Consider the following 21,134-nt stretch of genomic DNA (forward strand, 5'->3'; position numbering starts at 1 on the left):
CTTGTGGGCTTTTATGAATTAGGGAGTCGATTGGGTTTACAGGGGCAGCATCCGGCTGCCCCATGACGGTTAATCGACTAATGGATAAACACCGTTCTCATCGTGCGTTTCCTGCCCAGTAATAGGTGGGTTGAACACACAGGCCATGACCATATCAACACCTTTGTTAGCACGAAGCTGGTGTTCGTCATGTTTGTCTAGGATATACAGTGTGCCAGGTTTAATAGGATAAACCTTGCCGTCATCCGTGGTTTCAATTTCACCTTCACCCGACATGCAATACACAGACTCTAAGTGGTTCTGGTAGTGAATGTGCGTGTCAGTGTTGGCATAGATGGTGGTAATATGGAAAGAAAATCCCATATTATCATCGCGTAGCAGCATGCGTACGCTTTCCCAGTTTTCAGCCACTACACGGCGTTCAGTTTTCTGGCATTCTTCTAATGTACGAACAATCATGTTTATTCCTTCAACGTCTCTTCGTTAAGCGGGGATCGCCGTCTTCGCGATTACGATGCTTTCTTGAGCTTCTGTTTTTTATACTGCTCAACAGACTTAACGAAGATCTGCAGGCCTTTTTCCATCTCTGCTTCACTGACTGTCAGTGGCGAGAAGAATTTGATGACTTCATCATCTGGACCCGCGGTCTCGATAATCATGCCATTGTCAAAACACAGGCTGGAGATCTCATCTGAAATATCACCATTTTGGCACGCAATGCCTTGCATCAAACCGCGGCCTTTGATGGTCTCAAAAAGATCACCGTGCTTGTTAAGCATCTCTTGCAACACTTTGTTCAATTGATCGGCACGTTCTTGAATATGCGTTTGGAATTGATCATCACGCCAGTATGTGTCAATCGCTTCCGCGGCAGTCACAAACGCGTGGTTGTTACCACGGAATGTACCGTTGTGCTCACCCGGTGCCCATTGATCCAGCTCAGGTTTTAGTAGGACCACAGCCATTGGCAAGCCATAGCCACCAATTGATTTGGACAGCGTCACAATATCGGGCTTAATGCCTGACGGCTCAAAGCTGAAGAACGTACCCGTACGGCCACAACCAGCCTGGATGTCATCTACGATCATCAAGATATCGTGTGCCTTACAAATGTCTTGCAGGCGCTGCAACCACTCATTAGAGGCTGCGTTTAGGCCACCTTCGCCTTGGACGACTTCAAGAAGCACGGCAGCAGGTTTATCACCGCCTGTTAGACCACTTGATGCGTCATTCAGCATGGTTTCGAACAAAGTTAAACCATCAACGTCTGCATAGCCATCATACGGAAGACGTGTCACGGCGTTGTTGACAGGGATGCCGCCACCACCGCGGTGATGATGATTACCCGTCACTGCCAATGCACCATATGTACAGCCGTGGAAGCCGTTGGTGAAAGACACAATGTTTGCGCGGCCTGTAACTTTACGGGCAAGCTTCATTGCCGCTTCAACTGCGTTGGTGCCTGTTGGGCCAGTGAATTGGAACTTATAGTCCAACTCACGCGGTGCCAAGATGTGCTCTTTAAATACTTCGAGAAAGCGTGCTTTTGCACCTGTGTACATATCCAGGCCGTGTGTAATGCCATCTTTCTCGATGTACTCGATCAGTGCTTTTTTCAACGTTGGGTTGTTATGCCCGTAGTTGAGCGAGCCGGCGCCAGCAAGAAAATCGAGGTAGCGCTTGCCGTCTACGCCCGTGATCCAGCAACCCTTAGCGCTTTCAAACACAACGGGGAAGTTGTTGGCGTAACATTGAACATTTGACTCCTGCGATTTAAAGATATCCATAACTCATCCTGTTATTTTTTGAGTGGAATTCGGAAAAGGTATTCGGTGTCATGTTCACCGTTGAAATGCTCCTGTTCGTCGAGGAACACGGAGCGCTGACCACCTGTACCGTAGAGGCGGTCTACCTTTTTAAACAGCGCCCAAGATCCGGCGTTGTCTTCTGTGATTGTGGTTTCGATGAAGCGAATATTGCTTGAGACTTTACGTGCCATCAGCGCTTCGATCATCGAGAGGGCAAGCCCTTCACCACGTGCTTTGGGTGACACTGCAACCTGCCAGACAAAAAACGTGTCTGGCTGCTCAGGGCGAATGTAGCCCGAGATAAAGCCTTGTACATCACCCTCTCGCTCTGCAACGACACAGGTCTCTTTAAAGTGTGTCGCCTGTAGGAAGTTGCAATAAGCGGAGTTCACATCCAACGGTGGGCACTGCGTGATTAATCGATAGATGTTGCCGCCATCCTTGATGGCTGGCTTACGAAACACAAACTTCGTGTTGGTCTGGGTCTGTTTACGGTCACGTACCTCGGATTCAAGTACTGCCGTGTCTGTCGTTTTTGATCGCCACATAATTGTTTTGTGCTCTAACGAATTCGTTTTATATAATAGGCGATGAATTTGGTTTATCAACCCCAGATTTTAGTGTTGGATTTGTCATCTATAATTAAGTTTATGAAATATATGAATTTGTTTATTGTTAAATTTTTTGTGAAAGTAAGTGTTTTGAGAAGTAACATTTACTGGCCTAAAGGTGTGGGCAGGTTCCCACATCGAGGGGATGGGCGGAAGGTATGCCTGACGGCCCTAGAAAGGCCGTCTTGGAAGACAATGTAGGTACACTCTCACGTATTAAGGACCTTGCAGTAAAAAATCGCGATACTGAGTATCTTCACGAACGACATGGTGCATCCACCAATAACGCAAAAACTTAAAGAATTCAGAGCGGTATAGTTCTGGGTCGGCTTGGCACTGTAGCAGCACATATTGCGCTTGCCGGGCGAGGCGTTGATGAATCGCAGCATGCTCTTTGTATTTGGGGTAGGCGCGTGCTTCGAGAATATCTTCCTCTAGCTGAAAGTGAGTGTCGATGTAGTCACGAAAGCGTTGCGCGAGGGCCTCAAAATCCGTCTTAGTCTCGTCCTCATGGTGATAGGCAATGGCCTCATACGTATCGTTGATGATAGAGAGCAGTTGCTTGTTACTCTCATCCAATGATGGATCCCCCACTGTATACTTTTCTTGCCAACGTATAAACTTGCGCTCTCGTTTAATGGGGGCCGATACTTGTGGCTCTTTTTCTGAAGAGCCTTCAGGAGGCAATGGTGTATCAATGACAGGCTCTGTGATGCACTCTATCTGGTATTGCTCTTCCTCAGTAAAAACAATCGCGCCGTTGTGCTCAAACTCCGTTGATTTGGCAGGATCTGACTGGTACATCTCAAAGTAGAATGTGGGGGGCTTTTTAGCTTTGGTCTGTTTAGAGAGCTGCTTGACACGGTTTTCTAGATCTTGTTTTTTCACCGGTTTAACCATAAAAGCATCGACGTCATAGCGAATGCACTCGCTGATCACTGCCTGAGATGCGTTAGCGGTTAAAATGATAATGGGCGTGTCATGACGCAAATGATAGCGGCCGCTTCGCATGAGGCGTAACATTTCCAACCCGTCAATGGGATCCATTTGTAAGTCGGTAATGATCAGATTGGGCTCTTCATGGTACGCCTTTGATATCGCTTCGGCACCATCTGCTGCCGTGATCACCGACTTAATACCAAGCGCTTGGGCCATCAATCCAATGGTGTCACGAATCATTTCATGATCGTCAACAATTAAACACGGAGATAGCATACGTCCTCCTGACAATGTCTATGTTTTCAGCCTAGTGGATGGTGGCGAGAGCGTCTATAGCGAGTGTGAAAGGAATGCGACCTTGATGAGGTTTCGTTTAAAAAATGATGGGGTAGACTAAAGCACAAATGATAGCGACAAAAAAGGCGCCCAACTGGGCGCCTTTCTCTTAAATTTGGTTTGGCTTACAGACGAACGACGTTCGCAGCCTGTGGGCCTTTCTGACCTTGCTCGATATCGAACTCAACCTGTTGGCCTTCTGCTAGTGTGCGGAAGCCTTCACCAACGATAGCACGGAAGTGAACGAATACGTCTGGACCGTTCTCTTGCTGGATAAAACCGAAACCTTTCTCTTCGTTAAACCACTTAACGGAACCATTAGCTTTGGACATGGTGTCTCCTGAATATATTAACTAGGTGTTGCAGTGACGCGAGTGCCGTTAATCGACTCTATGGGCAAATGTAGCGAATATCTTCAGGACAACTAACTTTCCAGCCTAGCGGTAGGGTGTTTCGATGTATCTATATTCAATTGCTGCATAAATTTCCGATTATCGAAGCTGCCAAGCAGCTTCAACAGGACCACGCGTTATTTGCGCGTCAGTTTACTATTGGTTGCAACATGGTGTGTCTACGACCAATAGTTCGTCAACCAACACGGTTGAACATTATCGAGAATACACCCAAAAGAGTGTGAGGTAAATCTATTTTGCGGATGAAAGAGGCAACTTTGTGTGAGCTTGTTGTGAAAATGAGAGCATGGCCTGATAACTGTGTTGTATCGACGCAAAGAGCCTCATAGAAAAGCGATCTAGATTGCGAGGAGTGTCAAATTAACCGTTGGATGATGTCTTTTTATGCTGACAATAACGTATCATAAAACGCGATGAGTAACGCCGTAAACACTTGTGTGCGCGCGTTTGTGTTTGTTTATGCGAGTCATGATTGTGACCCGCAGTGATAGGGCTTCTCCATGGATACGATTTTTTTAGAAACGTCGAGTTTTATTGGCGTCTGGGTGGTGCTGGCGGTCTTAGTGATCGTGGTACTACGCGGTGCGATTAAGTTTGTGCCACAAAACACGGCTTATGTTGTAGAGCGATTTGGTAAGTATTACAAGACGATGGAAGCGGGTCTCAATTTCATCGTGCCATTTATCGATCGTATTGGTTATACCAGAACATTAAAAGAACAAGCATATGATGTACCCAGTCAATCCGCGATCACGCGAGATAACATTTCGCTCGTTGTTGACGGTGTCTTGTACATCAAGGTATTGGATCCGTATAAAGCGTGCTATGGCGTCGATGATTATGTGTACTCCGTGACTCAGCTTGCGCAAACTACCATGCGTAGTGAAGTGGGTAAAATGGAGCTGGATAAAACGTTTGAAGAGCGCGAAAGCTTAAACACCGCGATTGTCTCTGCCATCAATGAGGCCGCTCAGCCATGGGGCGTTCAGGTGCTGCGTTACGAAATCAAGGATATCGATCCACCTCGCTCTGTTCTCGATGCCATGGAACGTCAAATGAAGGCTGAACGAGAGAAGCGTGCGGTTATTCTTGAGTCAGAAGGGGCGCGTCAGTCGGATATCAACGTTGCTGAAGGTCAAAAGCAGGCCCGAGTCTTAGCGGCGGAAGCAGAGAAATCTGAGCAAATCTTGCAAGCGGAAGGTGAGGCGCAAGCCATAATCGCGGTTGCCGAGGCGCAAGCCGAAGCACTTGAAATCGTAGGGACACGAGCAATAACAGAGGAAGGCCAAAAAGCCATCCAGTTGGAGCTGGCAGAAAAAGCGATCAAGGCGAAACAGGCGATTGCCAAAGAGTCCTCAGTCGTACTGTTACCTGATTCTGGAACGGGTGCAGCGAATGTGGTTGCAGAAGCGATGACAATTATTGATACACTCAATAAGAGCAAAGCGTAAAACAGGATGTTTAGTGTGAGTATCTACCTCGCAGAATTAACCGTGATTGTGGGCTTGTTGCTGTTAGCCGTCGAAGTGTGGCTGCTTGGCTTATCGACCATTGTTTTATTAGCAACCGGTGTTGCTGCCATTTTAGTGGGACTGTTGGCGATGGTCGGTGTTGTGCCAGAAACCGTTACGGCGTTATTTAGCAGTACTGGGATCGGTGCAGGCTTGTTAACTGCCATGCTGTGGCGCCCACTTAAACAGCTACAACGCGGCGGACGACGTCCGGATAATCGTCATAGTGATTTTATCGGGTTGATATTGACGCTCAATGAGCCGTTGAGCCGAGAGCAGCCTTCGACGATTAAATACTCAGGCGTCACTTGGCAACTGCGACTCAGCTCGGCCGCCGGTGATTGTACATTGCTGGCTGGCGAACAGGTCAAGGTCGTGGGTGTTGATGTTGGACGATTTACGGTCGAGCCCATATTGTCGGAGTAAGAGACACTTTCTGTATCTCGTCATGACAAATAGACGTTGATGACACAAAAATAAAAAGCTCGGTCGCAATGCCGAGCTTTTTTATTGCGTATCAGCCTGTGATTTAGGCTTTTTTTAGTTGCTTTTTGAGCTTCTTCAGCTTGCTTTCCTGTTTTGCAACTTTCGCTTTTGCTTTCTTAATCGATTTTTTCAAATCTTTTTTTGACGCTTTTGCCATGGTTTCTCTCCTTATTGATGATTTGCCGAAGCGTTTGCCACTGCAATACAGCTTCAATGCTGTGGACGGGGCCGGCATGTCCACCCCAAGTGTGATCACGATGATTTATTCGTTTCGTGGTCTTTTAAAAACTGTTTAATAAATCGGCGTATTTCCCGTGCTGCGGACGTATCCAGTTCGTCACAGGCCTCTAAGAATGCATCCCGTTGCTCACTATTGATTCTTATCAGTAACTGGCTATCTTTCTTTGTTTTTTCTTTTTTCGCCATGCTAATGCGCCTATCTTTTAGATATACAATGTATATACGTTTTTATGGTAGTGCTAGGAGAGAATGGTGAAATTGTGATCTACTTAGTACTGTAAACAATAGTCAACACGGGTATCAATAGGCGGAACGAGTTAGTGCTGAGCGCTATGACATATAGCCAAATCGATGTCATAAAATTTAATTTGGCCATCTAAATGTCTTTACTGCCTTTATGTAAATCCGTAGGCTATTAGTCAGTCAACCTAGGATGAGTGAAGTGAACGATGGAAAAGAAACACAGTCGTACGCAGCTAATACATGCCGGACGCCGTAAAGCCTATACCCTTGGTGGGGTCAACCCAGTCGTACAGCGCGCCTCTTCAATTGTTTTTGATACATTAGCCGAGAAAAAGCACGCGATTGCCAACCGTCACCAGCAAACCTTGTTCTATGGCAGACGCGGAACCACTACCCATTTTGCGCTTCAAGATGCCATGACCGAGCTTGAGCAAGGAACGGGGTGTGCACTCTTTCCCTGTGGTGCGGCAGCCATTGCAAACAGTATTCTCGCGTTTGTAAAAACAGGTGACCACATTTTGGTCTCAGGATCGGCGTATGAGCCAACTCAAGATTTTTGTCAGAAAATTCTCGCCGATATGCAGGTGTCGACCGAGTATTTTGATCCTCTCGAGGGTGCGGAGATTGGTCAACGTATTACGTCAAATACACGCGTTGTGTTTCTAGAGTCACCAGGTTCTTACACCATGGAAGTGCACGATACGCCGGCAATCGTTCAAGCGGTAAGAGAAAGAGCGCCAGATGCGATTATCATGATGGATAACACGTGGGCAGCAGGTCGCTTGTATCAACCGTTAACGCAAGGCGTGGATATTTCGATCCAATCTGGGACCAAGTATATTATTGGTCATTCGGATAATATGCTAGGTACCGCTGTTGCCAATGCGCGCTGCTGGCCGACCTTGCGCGAGCGCGCCTATTTAATGGGACAAACGGTCGATCCTGATACCGCTTACCAAGCCGCTCGCGGATTGAGAACCTTGGATGTACGCCTTGCCCAGCATCAGGATAATGCGTTACAGGTAGCCAATTGGCTGAACGAGCAAACCGAAGTAGCCAGTGTGCTCCATCCTGCATTTGCAGATTGTCCTGGGCACCGCTATTTCGCGCGAGATTTTACAGGCAGCAATGGGCTCTTTTCGTTTGTGTTTGATCAGCGTTTGTCTGATGCGCAATTGGACGCTTTCTGTGATCATTTGCAGCATTTCAGTATGGCTTACTCATGGGGCGGCTTTGAGTCGTTGTTGTTGGCCAATCAGCCAGAGCAACTCAATCGCATCCGGCCTGTGGGTAAGGTGGATTTTTCCGGCACACTCGTCAGGCTACATATCGGATTAGAGGACGTTGACGATCTGATTGCCGATCTGGCGGCCGGTTTCGCACGCATTAATAATGTCTAAGCCACATAGCCCCTGTGAAAAAGGGGCGTCCTCGATACGCCGCGAAGCGCCCTTATCACATCAAGCTATTAGGTTTGAAATTGGTCAGTTAATTGCGTCAACGCGCTGGATTGGTGGCTTAACTGACTACTGACATTACTGGTGGTATCGATTGCCTCGGTGAGTGATTGGCTACCTTGTTTGAGCGCGCGACGCTGCTGGGTGAGGTGAGCAATTTCTTTATGCTGAGAGCCCAGGGCTGCTTCAACTTCCGCGCTGAGTTGTTCAAGCCCTTGGAAAGTGGTATGCATCTCGCCTAAATAGCCCTGTAGTCGGACACTGGCTTGCTGATTGTCGGCACTGGCTGACTGTGTTTCCGTTAGTAGATTATTGGCGGTATCAACTTGGCCGAGTAAGTCATTGATCCAGTTTCGAATATCGCCAGTTGATTGTGCTGTGCGTTGAGACAAACTTCTCACTTCATCAGCGACGACGGCAAAGCCTCGCCCATGCTCACCAGCGCGTGCCGCTTCAATCGCGGCATTGAGGGCCAGCAAATTAGTTTGCTCTGCAATGCCCTCAATCACATCCATGACGCCGGCAATTTGGTTACTGGTTTGTTTCAAGGTTGCCATGGTACTCGACACGTTTTCCACCACCTTGACGCTATGGGCAATTGAGGCTTCTGTCGCACTCATTTGCGTTTGAATTTCATCATTGTCCTGAGAGACTTTGCCGATGTACTCACGGGTATCATGAATGGCGTTGGCGATTTCTGTGGTTGCGCTTTCCATAACGGTCAGGGATTGCGCGACATCGTTAACGTTTTGCCGTGTTTGCTCGTTAATCGTCGCCACTTGCGTGCTTTGTTGGTCTAAGGTATCTGACTGTTGATCAAGCGCTGATGTCCGCGATTGTATATCGGTGACAAAGTGACTGAACTTATCGAGCAGGTTATTAGATGCCTGAGCGACGGCACTGACTTCATCCTGATACTTATCGAATAAACGCACGGAGAGATCGGAGCGCTTATCGATATCCGTCAGGGACGTGGCAATATGATTCAGGCGCACCACCACGGTTTTTCGTAGCCAAGTCATCAGTACTAAGGCCAGCAATAGTGTGATCCCACAACCGACATAGACGATGTTCGATTGCTGGTGCAAAAAGGTAATAAGCGCGCCGGCAGAGTCTTTCGCGTTATCTTGACGCTCGGTCAGCTTTTCGTTGATGGCCGCTAACATGGGGTCAACGGCAGGGTAGAGGTCAAAGTCCACGAGACGCCCAGCATCGTAAAAGCTTTTACTGTCGACCGTTTTAGCAAGCTTGGTGAGGTATTGGTCGAACTTCTTTTTACCTTCTAGCTGTTCGGCACGCCAGTCCGACAAAGACGGATACTGTGACAACGCTTGCCAGCTCTGTTGATAGCGTTGTTGAAGCTTTTCAAACTCAGGGGTGATCTCGTTCCAGAATAAGACTTGTGCTTTGATTTTTTGCGACAGATTGACGAGGTCGCGGTGATCACGCTCAAGAGCTAAAAGCGCCCATACTTCGGGAAGTTGATGATTTACATATTCGGCTGAGGCATCCGCGGAGCGAGCCGATATCCAAAGTGCGAGACTACCGAGTCCGATGGTCGAGGCGATAAAGAGGGTGAAGGCGATCAATAACCGCTGTCTTACGCTCATGGTACTTCCTGTCAACTGTCTAATCTATATACGCGCCGCAGCTTAAGGAGCCACTGTTTCAGTAGAATGACAGGTGTCTCAGTAATGTGATTTGCGAGTGAAATCACTGTTCATTTTTATGAACATGACGCGGATAGCGTCAGTGACGAGGCTGAAAAATGGTGCAGAAAAGCGCGACAACAAAAAAGCGCCCCGCCTGAGCGGGACGCGTTCACAGTCAGCGAGAGTGCGTTATTGGCTAACTGGCTTTTTTCGTTGAGTCTTTGTCGTCAGGTGCGGCTGCGTGTTTGTGGCCACTTTCACTGAGAATACTGGCCACTGTTTGCCGTGAGAGGTGCCCAATTAGCTCGCCTTGATTATCAAAGACGGGTAGTGGCCATTTTGACTCCAACGTATCTGGGATGACGGTTTCCAATAACGAGTCTTGCTCAATGGCAGGCACGTCTTCGAGAAGACTTGCCTCGATATCACCGCTTGGATCTTTGTCACTGAGGTTTTTTTGACTCAGGGTGCCTTGATAGCCTTCTTCTGTGATGTAATAGCCATAGTTGGCCTTTTGCTGACGCATCTGCTGAATTGCATCGCCAATCGTGTTGGCACTGATACGACAGATTTGTGGCTGCATCACGGTTTCGACCGTTAATGCGCGAGCACGGTTGACGTCTTTCACGAAAGCCTCGACATAGTCATCGGCCGGTTGGAGCAATATATCGACAGGCTCTCCGACTTGTACGAGCTTACCATCACGTAAAATGGCAATACGGTCACCAAGCCTCAATGCCTCGTCCAGATCGTGAGTGATAAAAATGATGGTTTTATGTAATTTTTCCTGTAATTCAATCAGTTGGTCTTGCATCTCACTGCGAATGAGGGGGTCAAGGGCAGAAAATGCTTCGTCCATCAGCAAAATTTCTGCATCCGTGCAGAGGGCGCGCGCGAGACCGACACGTTGTTGTTGCCCGCCAGATAATTGTGCCGGATATTGATCGGCGTAGCCGTCAAGACCCACAGTCGACAACCATTGTTCCGCTTTTTGATCGCGTTGCGCTTTTCCCTCTCCTTGGATTCGTAAACCAAACCCAACATTTTCTCTCACTGTACGGTGCGGGAGTAGACCAAAACGTTGAAACACCATGGACATCTTATGGCGTCGAAACGCCTGCAACTCTTTTTGCGAGTGCTTCATGATATCGGTGCCTTCGACGCGGATTTCACCCTCGGTGGGATCAATCAAGCGATTGAAATGACGAATTAAGGTCGATTTTCCAGAGCCCGACAGGCCCATGATCACAAAGACCTCACCGCGACGAATGGATAGATTAATATCACTGAGTCCAATGGTATGCCCTGTTTCTTGTAATAAGGCATCTTTACTTTTTCCTGCTTTGACCGCAGGCATTACCTTTTGCGGGTGGTCGCCAAACACTTTATATAGGCCTTGGATCTCAATTAAGGTGTCCTGGACTGGCTTAGTCATGATCGCCTCCTTTGAGATGCTGCTGGGAACGTTTGGCGTAGCTTTGAGACACACGATCGAAAATAATCGCAATCACCACAATGGCGAGACCATTGAGAAGGCCCAAGGTAAAGTATTGGTTAGTAATCGATTTAAGTACAGGCTGTCCAAGGCCCGAAACACCAATCATCGAGGCAATGACCACCATCGCCAGTGCCATCATAATGGTTTGGTTAATGCCTGCCATAATGGTTGGCATTGCTAGGGGGAGCTGGATCTGGAATAAACGCTGAAAACCATTGGCGCCGTAGGCTGTGGCTGCCTCTAACACATCTTTGTCAACTAACCGGATCCCCAGGTTTGTCAAACGAATCACCGGAGGAATCGCATAGATAACCACCGCGATCACCCCGGGGATCTTGCCAATACCCAGCAACATCACCACTGGGATGAGATACACGAAGGCGGGCATGGTTTGCATAATATCCAGTAACGGTGTGACCACGGCTTGGGTACGATTGGACTTGGACATGGCAATGCCTATCGGCACACCCACGCCAATAGCGACCAGTGTACACACCAAAATGATACTCATGGTGCTCATGGTATCTTCCCACATGCCCAAATAGGCAATCAGGGTGAAAGAAACAACCACAGCCGTGGGGAGCTTCCAAGAGCGACTGGCGAGGTATGCAATACCGGCAAGTACGGCAATCACCAGCCACCAAGGTGTGGCGAGGAGTAAGTCTTCGAACCAAACGAGAAAGTGGAGGAGGGGGTCAAAGAAGGCTTCAATACCTTCACCATATTCGCGGGAGAAGTCGCGATACGCGCCGTCGAGTGTTTGTCGAATAGCGAGCAGATCACGCCTGCTCATTTCTGGCACTTCCGTTAGCCATGAATCAGCCATTGTTATTGTTCCTATACTGCTTAAGGAGAGCCAGCGCAGCGGCAGCTCTGCGCTGGCTGTTTCAACGTTACAGGGCGTCTTTTACTTTTTCAGCGACGTCACTGGGTACCCACTGGGTCCAAATGTCTTCATGATTGATGAGGAAATTGGTCATCGCGTATTCCCCATCGGCCTGGTTTTCTTCCATCCAGGCAAGTAAGCCATTCATTTGATCGTTGGTGAAGCCACGCTCTTTCAAGTAAGTCAGCGCTTCGGGGGCGCGAGTGGCAAAGCGTTCTGTTACCACGGTATCAACGTCAGCCGCCGGATACATGGTTGCTTGCGGGTTCATACAATCGTTTGAGGTAATACAGTCTTTGTAGTGCTGTACGTCTGTTCCTGTCTCAAAGTCCACTTTTACCATGTCATATTTGCCCAACACAGCAGTGGGTGCCCAATAATAGCCAAACCACGCTTCTTCTCGTTCGTAGGCTTTGGCGATTGAACCTGCAAGGCCTGCACCAGAGCCCGGATCGACAATTTCGAAGCCGCTGTCAGCCAACTCTAAAGCTTCAAACTGGTTTTCTGAGGTAATTTGGCAGTTCCAGCCCGCGGGGCAGCCATAAAAAGCGGATTTGGAGGCATCTTCTGGATGAGGAAATAAATCAGCATTCGCTTTGATCCCTGAAATGGTCTTCAACTCAGGATGTTTTTCGACCATATAGCGTGGAACCCAAAACCCTTCTTCGCCGCCTTCAACAAATGCACTACCGGCGTAGCGAACTCGGCCCTCGTCGATACCGCGCTGCAGGCCTTCACGCATCGAGTTACTCCAAAACTCGGGGGCAATGTCGGGTTCACCTTTTTCAATCATCGAGGTGCCCGTTGGCATGGTATCACCAGGGACAAGCTCGGCATCGCAGCCGTAGCCATGCTCTAAAATAAACTGATCGATGTTGGCAATCAGGCTAGCAGAATTCCAATTCATATCGGCGATAGTGACTTTGCCACAGTGGTGGTCATCTGCGCTGGCCGGTAACGCCGATAGCGAGAGAATAGCGGCTGAGAGTAGTCGTTTGTACATATGCTTCCTTTCCTTTTCAAACATGCGTCCTGAATAATATTAGACCACTAATTAAATTGTTAGGAGGCAAAATGAGGCATACGTCTCACTTTGCCGTTTGCAAATCCGAAATTTGCGCATTATGACCACCACTACGTGATATCAATCATTAGAGATCTACTGAGTGCTTACTTGATGAGTGACAAAAACGCTTTAAAGTCCGACCCTCCTGCATGTTGTTGCCACTCAAACAACAAGGCTTCGACCACGGTGATCCAAGCACCATGCTGCTGCATCATAGCGATGCCACTTTGATGGTGTACAGGGTGACAGGATGACATCCCGTCCGTGACAAGATGCACATGGTAGTGATGGCGAAGCAGATCACAGGCGGTTTGATACACACAAATATGTGTTTCAATGCCGCAAAGAATCACCTGTTTACGGTTCAGTGAACGCAATGTCTGCGCTACACGAGGCTCGGCAAAGGCACTAAAGGTGTGTTTGGCAATGGGCGTGTTGTTTGGCATGAGGTCGGCGAGCGCCGACGTTGTTGCACCAAGCTTTTCAGGCAGTTGTTCTACCCAAACGACAGGCACATCGAAGTGTTTGCAACCGCGCACTAATTGGGCCACTTTTTGGTGTAATTCCTCGCTACCCACCACTTTTTGCGCCAGCTTACCTTGTATATCAATCAACAAAACGACGGCATTTTCGGTATTAATCATTCTAGTATCCCCCTGTTTTACCAATAAATAAGCATAGCAGCTCCACTTCATTGCGCTGGCGAAGTTCGCCCTCAACTATTTATCTTTCAATAAAGATACTTGATGTTGATCAATGTGTTGGCTAATTTATCTTCACATAAAGATAAATGGAGACAGGTTATGCATTATTTCATCGCGATTCTCGCCCCCATTTTTTGGGGAAGTACTTATTCGGCGGTTGCATTGTACTTGGGGGATCTTTCCCCTTACTGGATGGCGGTCTGGCGGGCGCTGCCTGCAGGGATCTTAATGCTGTTGATCAGTCGCCGTGGTTTACCCTTGAGTTTGCCGAGAATGCTCGCAGTGAGCTTTTTCAATATTGCTGCTTTCTTTTTACTGCTATTTATCGCGGCATATCGACTACCGGGCGCGGTGGCGGGGACGTTAGGAGCCACCTTACCGCTCGTTCTGATGCTGTTGCAGTGGTTAACCGAAGGAAAACGGCCAGAGCCTAAGCTGCTTAGCTTGGCACTACTCGGGCTATTGGGAGTGGGATTGTTGCTGAATCCATCCACAGACATCGATTGGGTGGGAGCGGGCGCCATGCTATTAGCAACCTTCTTTGTCGCGCAGTCAACATTGTGGATGAAGCGATGGGAAGCGAAAGATATTTTTGGTCTGACCGCATGGCAGTTGGTTCTTGGTGGTGTGATGCTCGTGCCGTTTGCATGGGGCTTGGCTGGGCCGCCGCAAGCGCCAACACTTGACGCTTTACCAGGTCTAGCGTGGATAATCGTACTGAATACCGCCGTTGGCTATTGGGCTTACATTCGCTCAATTACCGTGCTGGGGCCCAATCGTCAGTCGATCATCATGTTCTTCAATCCGCTTACGGCCGTGACCCTGGGGGTACTTTGGATTGATGAGACGCTACAACCGCTGCAATGGTTGGGTATTGCGATGATTCTCGCGTCTTTGTTGTGGATGAAATTCTCCGATAAATTGGCGCTACCGCGCAGTGCGAAAACGGCGGCGGCTCCCTCAAGATAATGGAAAAGGGAATGACACTATCGCTAATAGCGATAGTGCACGGTCCAAGACACGTAACTGTAGGTGTTATCGATCGCTTGTTCATAATCTTTGGTATGCAGTACGACACTGATATCCGTGCCCCAGCGAGGTTGATAAAACGCTACCCCAGCTGCGGCACTGGCTTGCCAATGCGTCATATCGATGTCTGCATTTTCTGGCGGCTTATCGCCATTGATGGTGATGTCATTGGCACGGTAGCGACCTTGGATAGCCGTATACAAGAAGGCACCTTGTTCACTGGCCTCAAATAAGCGGCTATCGAGGTGCCGGCCGGGCTCATAACTGATTCCTCCATACGTGTTGGCGAGATCCAGCCCCACTCGGTAGCTAAGGCCTGCTGACAGCTCACTACGGAAGTTGCCAATATCCGCACGTCCAGTCACTCCCCATTCTTGATGCTCGCTACGGTGTAAAAGCTGGTGCCGCTCATAGGCAAGCTGTGCCACTGGGGTATTTTCCACTTGATAGTCCCAGCCTTTAGGATCGGGAGAGTCAATGACATCATGCACATAAGACTGCCCTTCTTCCGTTTGTGACGCGGGACCAACCATACCAAGCATCAGTGACCACTTATCGACCCGTTCTGGCGTCTGCTGGTAGATACCGGGCTCGATAAATATCAACCCTGCATAAGGGCGTTCCTCGGGTTGAGGTGTGGTATAGGTAATATCATTGGGCGTCCACATCATTTGCCCAATATCCACACTCCAGCCTTGCCTTGCCGACTCGTTGAGCGGAAGTTGCTCGGCAAACCAACGAATAGGCGTGACAGACGCACGAGTGAGATCATCTGACCAATCCGCATGCCAATGCGCATAAACACCACTGGTGTATTGGTTGTCGACCCCTAATGGGCTGTCGTTTTCAATCGTTAACCCAAAGCCAGCCGCCAAGGCCGTGCTAGGCGCGAGTAGCAAAGTGGGAAACAGTAAAATAGTGCCACTGATCACGCGAGACGGTGTCATTCACATCCTCATTTAGTTGCATCTTCAATGCGAGGCTCTCAGTATGAGTAAAAACGCAGGCTGACACCAGATGAGAAAGGTCAATATCTTGTGAAAGAGTGGTAAGCCGTCAATCAACGATGAAAAGGAACCGTCAAAATGTCAGTGTTTGTAACCGCCGAATGGCTGGCTCAGCGCCTCGATACCGTGATCCCTGTCGACGCCAGTTGGTTTATGCCTGATGTGTCGAGGGATAGCGTTCAAGAGTGGCAACAACGTCGGATTCCGGGGGCCGTTTTTTTTGACTTCGACAGTCGTATCAAAGACCCCACGTCTAGCTTGCCCCATATGTTGCCTGATGAAGAGCGCTTCGCCCAGCATATGGGCGCATTAGGCATTGCGTCGCAAGATACCCTGGTGGTGTATGACACCCAAGGATTGTTTTCAGCGGCGCGTGCTTGGTGGATGTGTAAAGTGATGGGTCATCAAAATGTGTTTATCCTGGATGGTGGGTTACCTGCATGGATGGCTTCAGAAGAGCTGATTGATAATACCCCGCCGCAGCCACGTGTCGAAGCGACCTATCAGACGCAGTTTAAACCGTACCGCTATATGGATGGTGCCACCTTGGCAGACAAACTCGCCGTGATGAATGTGATTGATGTTCGTCCTGAAACACGCTTTTATGGCGACGCCCCTGAACCGAGAGAGGGGATTCGTAGTGGCCATATGCCTGGCGCCACGAATCTTCCCTTTGCCACGTTGACTGACCCACGAGGCTTTGTGATCAGTGAGCGTGAAGCGCGATCGACCGTATTACCTCACTTAAGTGATACGCGGGTTAACGTAGTAAGTTGTGGCTCGGGGGTTACCGCGTGCATTTTGGCTGCTGTGGCTGAGCACTACTTCGCCTACCCTGTGGCGGTTTACGATGGGTCATGGACTGAGTGGGGTGGCCACTCACACTGGCCCGTAGTGAAAGCAGGTTAATTATCAAGCAATGACAAGAGGGGGTGTCGCAAGATTGACTTGAGAGTGATCTATGTCACTATCTGACAAGTGCGCTAATGATATATCGACATATTAATTAATATTAGTTTACATAATAGTGTGTTTTTTGTGCAGTTGGTCAGCTGGTTAATGGCAAATAGCGCTTGGCTTGCCATGATTAAATCAACAAGCGCTTCGTGGTTATCAAGCACAAAAATACCCTGTATAGCGATGAAAATCGGAGTATCACTTGTCTCAAAATCTTGCCACCGTCAGTCAACGTGCTTTGCTACCTGAGCGTATAGCCAGCCTCATCAATGCGCTTTCCAGTGGGGTGTACGAGCGCGAACATACCATCAAGATGTGTCTACTGGCCGCGCTTGCCGGTGAAAGTATCTTCTTACTTGGCCCGCCCGGGATTGCGAAAAGTTATATCGCTAAACGATTGATCGAGGCGTTTGATAACAGCCAGTTTTTTGAGTATTTGATGACTCGGTTTTCCACGCCGGAAGAAGTATTTGGCCCGCTCTCGATTCAGGCGCTGAAAGATGAGGGCAAATATGTACGCTTGACCGATGGCTATTTGCCTAACGCCGACGTTGTCTTCTTGGACGAAATATGGAAAGCAGGGCCGGCTATCCTCAATACCTTGCTGACCGTGGTCAACGAACGCACCTTTAAAAATGGCGAGCATGTTTATCCTGTTCCTATGCGTTTATTGGTGACAGCGTCCAACGAATTACCCGAGCCGGACAGTGGGCTCGATGCCTTGTACGATCGCATGTTGCTACGAGTGTTCGTCAATCGGATCCAAGAGAAGAAAAACTTCAAACTGATGCTTACCGAGCCCAGCCAAGATGAGGCAACGGTGGCCGATAAGTTGAAAATTAGCCATCAAGAATATCAGCATTGGCAGACCATTATTCCCACACTGGATCTGCCCGATGCGATATTCGAAAAACTCTACACCCTAAAACAACGGGTAGAAAATGCCGGCAGTGAGCAATCACAGTTCGATCCAAGTGAGCTTTATGTGTCGGATCGCCGGTGGAAAAAGGCAGTGCGTTTGCTAAAAGCGGCCGCTTTTTTCAATGGTCGTGACGAAGTCGCGCCACTGGACTTATTGTTACTGGAAGACTGCCTATGGCATAGCCCAGAATCGCGCGATGTCGTGCAAACGGTAATGCAGGCATTTGCCAAAGAAGTGCTGTTCGATCAACAAGAAGTACTCGCCTTGATCGATGACGTCAAAGTGGCATTAGAAGAGATTGAGCAAGATACGGCTGAGGCGCTGACCTATCGACAAGAGACGGCCACCGCTGGACTCACGCGCAAAGCAATGATTGACGTGAGTCAGTCGCCTCGCTTCACGGTCAACCAAAGTCGAGATTTGGTTCGTTTTGTCCTACTTCGGGCCAACCCATCGGTTTCAGAGCAAGAAAAAGGTGACAGTCGCTGGGTGTATCTCGATGCGGCCGACATTGAGAAAAAGTTGAAAACAGGCAGCACAGACTTGTATGGCTATGTGAATAAAAACAATCATCTGTGCCGGCTCACGTTAGAGTGGGATGCGCAGCACGCCTTGGTCATTAAAGATATCGCTAATCGACCTGTACCTATGGCTTTGGTGGGGGTTAACGATCCGAGCGAATCGCAGCTAGCAGATTGGAAGCAACAAACCGATCATGCGCTTGAACAATTGCAGCATGCGCAGTTTTTAATTCGTCGCGCGCGCAGTCAACTCAATGCCGGATTACCGCATTTATTTGCGCAACCGGATCTGCTGGAAATCGCATCAGCGAGTTTGGTGGATGTGGAACATGAGGTAAAAACGCAGATTGATAACCTAGAGCGTCAAGTTAATCGTTTAGCGCGCTTAGGTGAGTTCTTCTCAGGAGCGAGCCATGCTGAGTGCTGAGAGCTTGAACATGGGGTTGATGCTCGCGGAGTCTGGGTTACTGGATGCGGCGATGACAGAGTTGATGTCTCACCCCCAGTTACTCGTGTTGACGGAACGAAGCCCAGCGATTAAGCGAGCCGTAAAAAAACAGCTTCAGCGCTGGCGAGGGCAAACGAAACGCAAGCTGGTGCAGCAAGGGCTGTCAGCTTCCTTGAAGCAAGAAATTCAATACTACGAGCAGGCCACCGAAAAAACCGCGCGCGCGTTTGAAAAAGAGATTGATACTTTACTGAGCCAATTAAAATCGGTTTCTTCGTTCTATCCGCAGGCGGAAAAGCTCGCCGCCCATCAAGCTCAGCACGCCGATCCCATGTTTCAGTCGTACTTTTGCAATAAATGGCACGCGCATTTAAAAGCCGAAATACAAAAAAATCAGTCCGACAGTGTTGAGGCGCAAAAACAAAAGCTCTTGGAAGATTTGTACCGCCGGATTGCAACCTATCAGCAAATGGATGGCGTTGACCAGTCGGGCGATATCAGCAAAGTGGGGCGGCTGTGGGATATGGCGGCAAGCTCTCTTTCTCAGCAAGACGTCACCTTGCTTAAACGGTTTATTGCGTTTCTAGAGAAAAACCCGGAGCTTCAAGCTATTGCGGAACAACTTGGGCGCATGGCCAATCAGGTGAATCTTTCTGGGCCCAGCCAACAGCCCAATGAAACCCTGAAAACCAAACCAGAGCGCCAGGTGGATGTGCCGGACGATATCACGGGGATTTGTCAAAGTGATCGGGTTGATCGCTTGTTGCCCAATGAAGCAGTGTTGCTCGCGGATCCGGCGCTTGAAGTGGTGTTTTACAAGCAACTGGTCGACAAACAGCTCCTTAATTATCAGTTTTCCGGTAAGGCCTATCGTCGTAAAAAAGTCGAGACACAGGCGCCGAGTCAATCTAAGCCGGAACAAAAGAAAGGGCCGTTTATCATTGCCGTGGATGCCTCAGGCTCCATGAGCGGTTTTCCAGAGCAGTGTGCTAAAGCCCTCGCGTACGTGCTGATGCGAATTGCCGCCACCGAGCACCGAGACTGCTACGTGATGCTGTTTTCCACTGACCATATTAGCTACGAGTTAACCGGTGAGCGTGGTTTGCAAGAAGCGATGAGCTTTCTCTCCTACCGTTTTCATGGCGGCACAGATATGACGCCAGTCATTGATAAAGCGCTCAATCTGATGGAAAGCGATCGCTATCAAAACGCCGATCTAGTGGTGGTGTCAGATTTTATCGCGCCTAAGCAATCGGATGCGATGATCAACAAGGTTGAGACTCTTAAAGCCAACCACAATCGCTTTCATGCCGTCAGCCTGTCCAAATATGGCAATCCCAGCCTAATGGCTATGTTTGATTATTGCTGGCGGTATCAGCCGTCGTTGGGTGGCAGGTTGCTTAATCAGTGGTGGCCGAGTAAATCACTTACAGCGCAGAAGTAGGTCTGGCACGCGCTTTTAGTCCCAACCAGCGACCAATGCGCCGACCCAACACAGACAGGCTCAAGCCAGAGACAATCAAGGCCGCGCCAACCCACTCAATCATCGATAAGGTTTCTCCCAACCCGATTGACGCTGCCGCCATACCGACAATTGGGATCAATAGCGCAAACGGGGTGACCGAGGCCGAGGTGTGCTGGTTGAGTAACCATCCCCAGATAGCGAACGCTACCAGTGTAGATAAGTAACCCACATAAGCAATTGATATCCATCCGGATAACGGTGTCGCTTGTAATAGCGCAAGAGGTTGATGACTCTCAAACCAGTACGAAAGGGCAAACAGTGGCAGCGGTGGGATTAAGCTCACCCAAACCATAAAGTGCATCAGGTTGACGCCTGGCATTTGTTTCATCACCATGTTGGCGATGGCCCAGAAAAAGCCAGCGGCAACAATCATCGCCACCCCTGTGAGTGTTGCGCTCCCCGTTGACGTGACGAAGAAGAGCCCAAAGCCGACAAAGGCAACAGCAAGTCCGATGCGTTGCGGCAAGGTAATATGTTCTTTAAGGAACAGGGCGCTTAACGCAATGGTAAAAATCACTTGTGATTGTAATAGCAACGAGGCGATACCCGCTGAGGCATCGTCCTGCATGGCAATAAACAACAAACTAAATTTAATGACGCCTAGGCTCAGTCCCACGGCGAATAGTTGCCACAGTTTTACCTTAGGACGCGGAATAAAAAATACCGCCGGCAAGGCGACGATAAAAAATCGTAACCCTGAAAACAAAATGGGTGGCAAGGTTTCCAGCCCAACTTTAATGACGGAAAAGTTGACGCCCCAGATCAGTACGACCAATAAAGCGAGCAGAACGCTTTGGATGTTCATAGTCAGTCCCTTACTAAGATACCGCTACCCTAGCATGGAAGACTGGCTATCACGAAAAATCTGGCAACAA

Annotated in this window: 20 protein-coding genes; 7 read left to right on the plus strand and 13 right to left on the minus strand. The window is 48.9% G+C overall.

Annotated features, from left to right (window positions below):
* Window positions 1–69: 69 nt before the first annotated feature.
* The 5 genes from EHW56_RS05405 to EHW56_RS05425 all read right to left on the minus strand — a co-directional run bounded on the left by EHW56_RS05405 (window position 70) and on the right by EHW56_RS05425 (window position 4,026).
* Window positions 70–459, minus strand: coding sequence for an ectoine synthase (locus tag EHW56_RS05405; protein ID WP_046075984.1), 390 nt, complete (start codon window positions 457–459; stop codon window positions 70–72).
* Between the two features lie 50 nt (window positions 460–509).
* Window positions 510–1,787: a diaminobutyrate--2-oxoglutarate transaminase gene (ectB, locus tag EHW56_RS05410; RefSeq protein WP_077666906.1), complete on the minus strand. Its 1,278-nt coding sequence runs from the start codon at window positions 1,785–1,787 to the stop codon at window positions 510–512.
* 11 nt (window positions 1,788–1,798) lie between these two features.
* Complete coding sequence (gene ectA / locus EHW56_RS05415) at window positions 1,799–2,356, minus strand: diaminobutyrate acetyltransferase (protein WP_077668604.1); 558 nt, start codon at window positions 2,354–2,356, stop codon at window positions 1,799–1,801.
* A gap of 279 nt (window positions 2,357–2,635) precedes the next feature.
* Window positions 2,636–3,634, minus strand: a complete 999-nt coding sequence (locus EHW56_RS05420; RefSeq protein ID WP_152793870.1) for a bacteriohemerythrin — start codon at window positions 3,632–3,634, stop codon at window positions 2,636–2,638.
* Window positions 3,635–3,819: 185 nt separating this feature from the next.
* Window positions 3,820–4,026: a cold-shock protein gene (locus EHW56_RS05425; RefSeq protein WP_025744354.1), complete on the minus strand. Its 207-nt coding sequence runs from the start codon at window positions 4,024–4,026 to the stop codon at window positions 3,820–3,822.
* Window positions 4,027–4,607: 581 nt separating this feature from the next.
* On the opposite strand from EHW56_RS05425, the gene EHW56_RS05430 reads away from it, so the two are divergent.
* Window positions 4,608–5,558, plus strand: coding sequence for a slipin family protein (locus EHW56_RS05430; protein ID WP_046075979.1), 951 nt, complete (start codon window positions 4,608–4,610; stop codon window positions 5,556–5,558).
* A gap of 15 nt (window positions 5,559–5,573) precedes the next feature.
* Window positions 5,574–6,044, plus strand: coding sequence for an NfeD family protein (locus EHW56_RS05435; protein ID WP_370517119.1), 471 nt, complete (start codon window positions 5,574–5,576; stop codon window positions 6,042–6,044).
* A gap of 312 nt (window positions 6,045–6,356) precedes the next feature.
* Here the strand turns inward: EHW56_RS05435 and EHW56_RS15310 are convergent, their stop codons facing one another.
* Window positions 6,357–6,530, minus strand: coding sequence for a hypothetical protein (locus EHW56_RS15310; RefSeq protein ID WP_167369758.1), 174 nt, complete (start codon window positions 6,528–6,530; stop codon window positions 6,357–6,359).
* 263 nt (window positions 6,531–6,793) lie between these two features.
* Between EHW56_RS15310 and metC the strand changes: the two genes are divergently transcribed.
* Window positions 6,794–7,987 (plus strand): cystathionine beta-lyase, encoded by a 1,194-nt coding sequence (metC, locus tag EHW56_RS05440; protein ID WP_046075977.1) that lies wholly within the window; start codon window positions 6,794–6,796, stop codon window positions 7,985–7,987.
* Between the two features lie 68 nt (window positions 7,988–8,055).
* Here the strand turns inward: metC and EHW56_RS05445 are convergent, their stop codons facing one another.
* The 5 genes from EHW56_RS05445 to EHW56_RS05465 all read right to left on the minus strand — a co-directional run bounded on the left by EHW56_RS05445 (window position 8,056) and on the right by EHW56_RS05465 (window position 13,790).
* Window positions 8,056–9,654, minus strand: coding sequence for a methyl-accepting chemotaxis protein (locus EHW56_RS05445; RefSeq protein ID WP_152798825.1), 1,599 nt, complete (start codon window positions 9,652–9,654; stop codon window positions 8,056–8,058).
* A 238-nt stretch (window positions 9,655–9,892) separates the two neighbouring features.
* On the minus strand, window positions 9,893–11,131 hold the full coding sequence (locus EHW56_RS05450) for a glycine betaine/L-proline ABC transporter ATP-binding protein (RefSeq protein WP_077579277.1): 1,239 nt from the start codon (window positions 11,129–11,131) through the stop codon (window positions 9,893–9,895).
* Window positions 11,124–12,020: a proline/glycine betaine ABC transporter permease gene (locus EHW56_RS05455; protein ID WP_046075974.1), complete on the minus strand. Its 897-nt coding sequence runs from the start codon at window positions 12,018–12,020 to the stop codon at window positions 11,124–11,126. Before EHW56_RS05455 ends, EHW56_RS05450 begins: the two co-directional genes overlap by 8 nt.
* Window positions 12,021–12,087: 67 nt before the next feature.
* Window positions 12,088–13,083, minus strand: a complete 996-nt coding sequence (locus tag EHW56_RS05460; protein ID WP_077579279.1) for an ABC transporter substrate-binding protein — start codon at window positions 13,081–13,083, stop codon at window positions 12,088–12,090.
* 167 nt (window positions 13,084–13,250) lie between these two features.
* Complete coding sequence (locus EHW56_RS05465) at window positions 13,251–13,790, minus strand: isochorismatase family protein (RefSeq protein WP_152793876.1); 540 nt, start codon at window positions 13,788–13,790, stop codon at window positions 13,251–13,253.
* A gap of 159 nt (window positions 13,791–13,949) precedes the next feature.
* Here EHW56_RS05465 and EHW56_RS05470 point away from each other — a divergent pair, with 159 nt between their 5' ends.
* Complete coding sequence (locus tag EHW56_RS05470) at window positions 13,950–14,819, plus strand: DMT family transporter (protein WP_152793878.1); 870 nt, start codon at window positions 13,950–13,952, stop codon at window positions 14,817–14,819.
* 23 nt (window positions 14,820–14,842) lie between these two features.
* Here EHW56_RS05470 and EHW56_RS05475 read toward each other — a convergent pair whose 3' ends face one another.
* Window positions 14,843–15,826: a lipid A deacylase LpxR family protein gene (locus EHW56_RS05475; RefSeq protein ID WP_052708152.1), complete on the minus strand. Its 984-nt coding sequence runs from the start codon at window positions 15,824–15,826 to the stop codon at window positions 14,843–14,845.
* A gap of 138 nt (window positions 15,827–15,964) precedes the next feature.
* On the opposite strand from EHW56_RS05475, the gene EHW56_RS05480 reads away from it, so the two are divergent.
* The 3 genes from EHW56_RS05480 (at window position 15,965) to viaA (ending at window position 20,178) form a co-directional block, all read left to right on the plus strand.
* Entirely contained in the window at window positions 15,965–16,795 is an 831-nt protein-coding gene (locus EHW56_RS05480; RefSeq protein WP_152793880.1) for a rhodanese-like domain-containing protein, read from the plus strand.
* 250 nt (window positions 16,796–17,045) lie between these two features.
* On the plus strand, window positions 17,046–18,713 hold the full coding sequence (locus EHW56_RS05485) for an AAA family ATPase (protein ID WP_227486424.1): 1,668 nt from the start codon (window positions 17,046–17,048) through the stop codon (window positions 18,711–18,713).
* On the plus strand, window positions 18,700–20,178 hold the full coding sequence (gene viaA, locus EHW56_RS05490; RefSeq protein ID WP_152793882.1) for an ATPase RavA stimulator ViaA: 1,479 nt from the start codon (window positions 18,700–18,702) through the stop codon (window positions 20,176–20,178). Before EHW56_RS05485 ends, viaA begins: the two co-directional genes overlap by 14 nt.
* On the opposite strand, the gene EHW56_RS05495 is transcribed toward viaA, so the two are convergent.
* Window positions 20,162–21,064 (minus strand): EamA family transporter, encoded by a 903-nt coding sequence (locus tag EHW56_RS05495; protein WP_152798827.1) that lies wholly within the window; start codon window positions 21,062–21,064, stop codon window positions 20,162–20,164. The two genes, viaA and EHW56_RS05495, sit on opposite strands and share 17 nt — an antisense overlap.
* Between the last annotated feature and the right edge of the window lie 70 nt (window positions 21,065–21,134).

Origin of the sequence: Salinivibrio sp. VGrn1 (assembly GCF_009377995.1) — a bacterium.
Taxonomy (GTDB): domain Bacteria; phylum Pseudomonadota; class Gammaproteobacteria; order Enterobacterales; family Vibrionaceae; genus Salinivibrio; species Salinivibrio siamensis.

What these genes read in the sequence shown, in the direction of transcription:
- ectA (WP_077668604.1), bottom strand. Translation starts at nt 2,356, where the DNA reads ATGTGGCGATCAAAAACGACAGACACGGCAGTACTTGAATCCGAGGTA.
- EHW56_RS05465 (WP_152793876.1), bottom strand. Translation starts at nt 13,790, where the DNA reads ATGATTAATACCGAAAATGCCGTCGTTTTGTTGATTGATATACAAGGT.
- EHW56_RS05480 (WP_152793880.1), top strand. Translation starts at nt 15,965, where the DNA reads ATGTCAGTGTTTGTAACCGCCGAATGGCTGGCTCAGCGCCTCGATACC.
- EHW56_RS05430 (WP_046075979.1), top strand. Translation starts at nt 4,608, where the DNA reads ATGGATACGATTTTTTTAGAAACGTCGAGTTTTATTGGCGTCTGGGTG.
- EHW56_RS05460 (WP_077579279.1), bottom strand. Translation starts at nt 13,083, where the DNA reads ATGTACAAACGACTACTCTCAGCCGCTATTCTCTCGCTATCGGCGTTA.
- metC (WP_046075977.1), top strand. Translation starts at nt 6,794, where the DNA reads ATGGAAAAGAAACACAGTCGTACGCAGCTAATACATGCCGGACGCCGT.
- EHW56_RS05475 (WP_052708152.1), bottom strand. Translation starts at nt 15,826, where the DNA reads ATGACACCGTCTCGCGTGATCAGTGGCACTATTTTACTGTTTCCCACT.
- EHW56_RS05450 (WP_077579277.1), bottom strand. Translation starts at nt 11,131, where the DNA reads ATGACTAAGCCAGTCCAGGACACCTTAATTGAGATCCAAGGCCTATAT.
- EHW56_RS05470 (WP_152793878.1), top strand. Translation starts at nt 13,950, where the DNA reads ATGCATTATTTCATCGCGATTCTCGCCCCCATTTTTTGGGGAAGTACT.
- ectB (WP_077666906.1), bottom strand. Translation starts at nt 1,787, where the DNA reads ATGGATATCTTTAAATCGCAGGAGTCAAATGTTCAATGTTACGCCAAC.
- EHW56_RS05455 (WP_046075974.1), bottom strand. Translation starts at nt 12,020, where the DNA reads ATGGCTGATTCATGGCTAACGGAAGTGCCAGAAATGAGCAGGCGTGAT.
- EHW56_RS05420 (WP_152793870.1), bottom strand. Translation starts at nt 3,634, where the DNA reads ATGCTATCTCCGTGTTTAATTGTTGACGATCATGAAATGATTCGTGAC.
- viaA (WP_152793882.1), top strand. Translation starts at nt 18,700, where the DNA reads ATGCTGAGTGCTGAGAGCTTGAACATGGGGTTGATGCTCGCGGAGTCT.
- EHW56_RS05425 (WP_025744354.1), bottom strand. Translation starts at nt 4,026, where the DNA reads ATGTCCAAAGCTAATGGTTCCGTTAAGTGGTTTAACGAAGAGAAAGGT.
- EHW56_RS05445 (WP_152798825.1), bottom strand. Translation starts at nt 9,654, where the DNA reads ATGAGCGTAAGACAGCGGTTATTGATCGCCTTCACCCTCTTTATCGCC.
- EHW56_RS15310 (WP_167369758.1), bottom strand. Translation starts at nt 6,530, where the DNA reads ATGGCGAAAAAAGAAAAAACAAAGAAAGATAGCCAGTTACTGATAAGA.
- EHW56_RS05495 (WP_152798827.1), bottom strand. Translation starts at nt 21,064, where the DNA reads ATGAACATCCAAAGCGTTCTGCTCGCTTTATTGGTCGTACTGATCTGG.
- EHW56_RS05405 (WP_046075984.1), bottom strand. Translation starts at nt 459, where the DNA reads ATGATTGTTCGTACATTAGAAGAATGCCAGAAAACTGAACGCCGTGTA.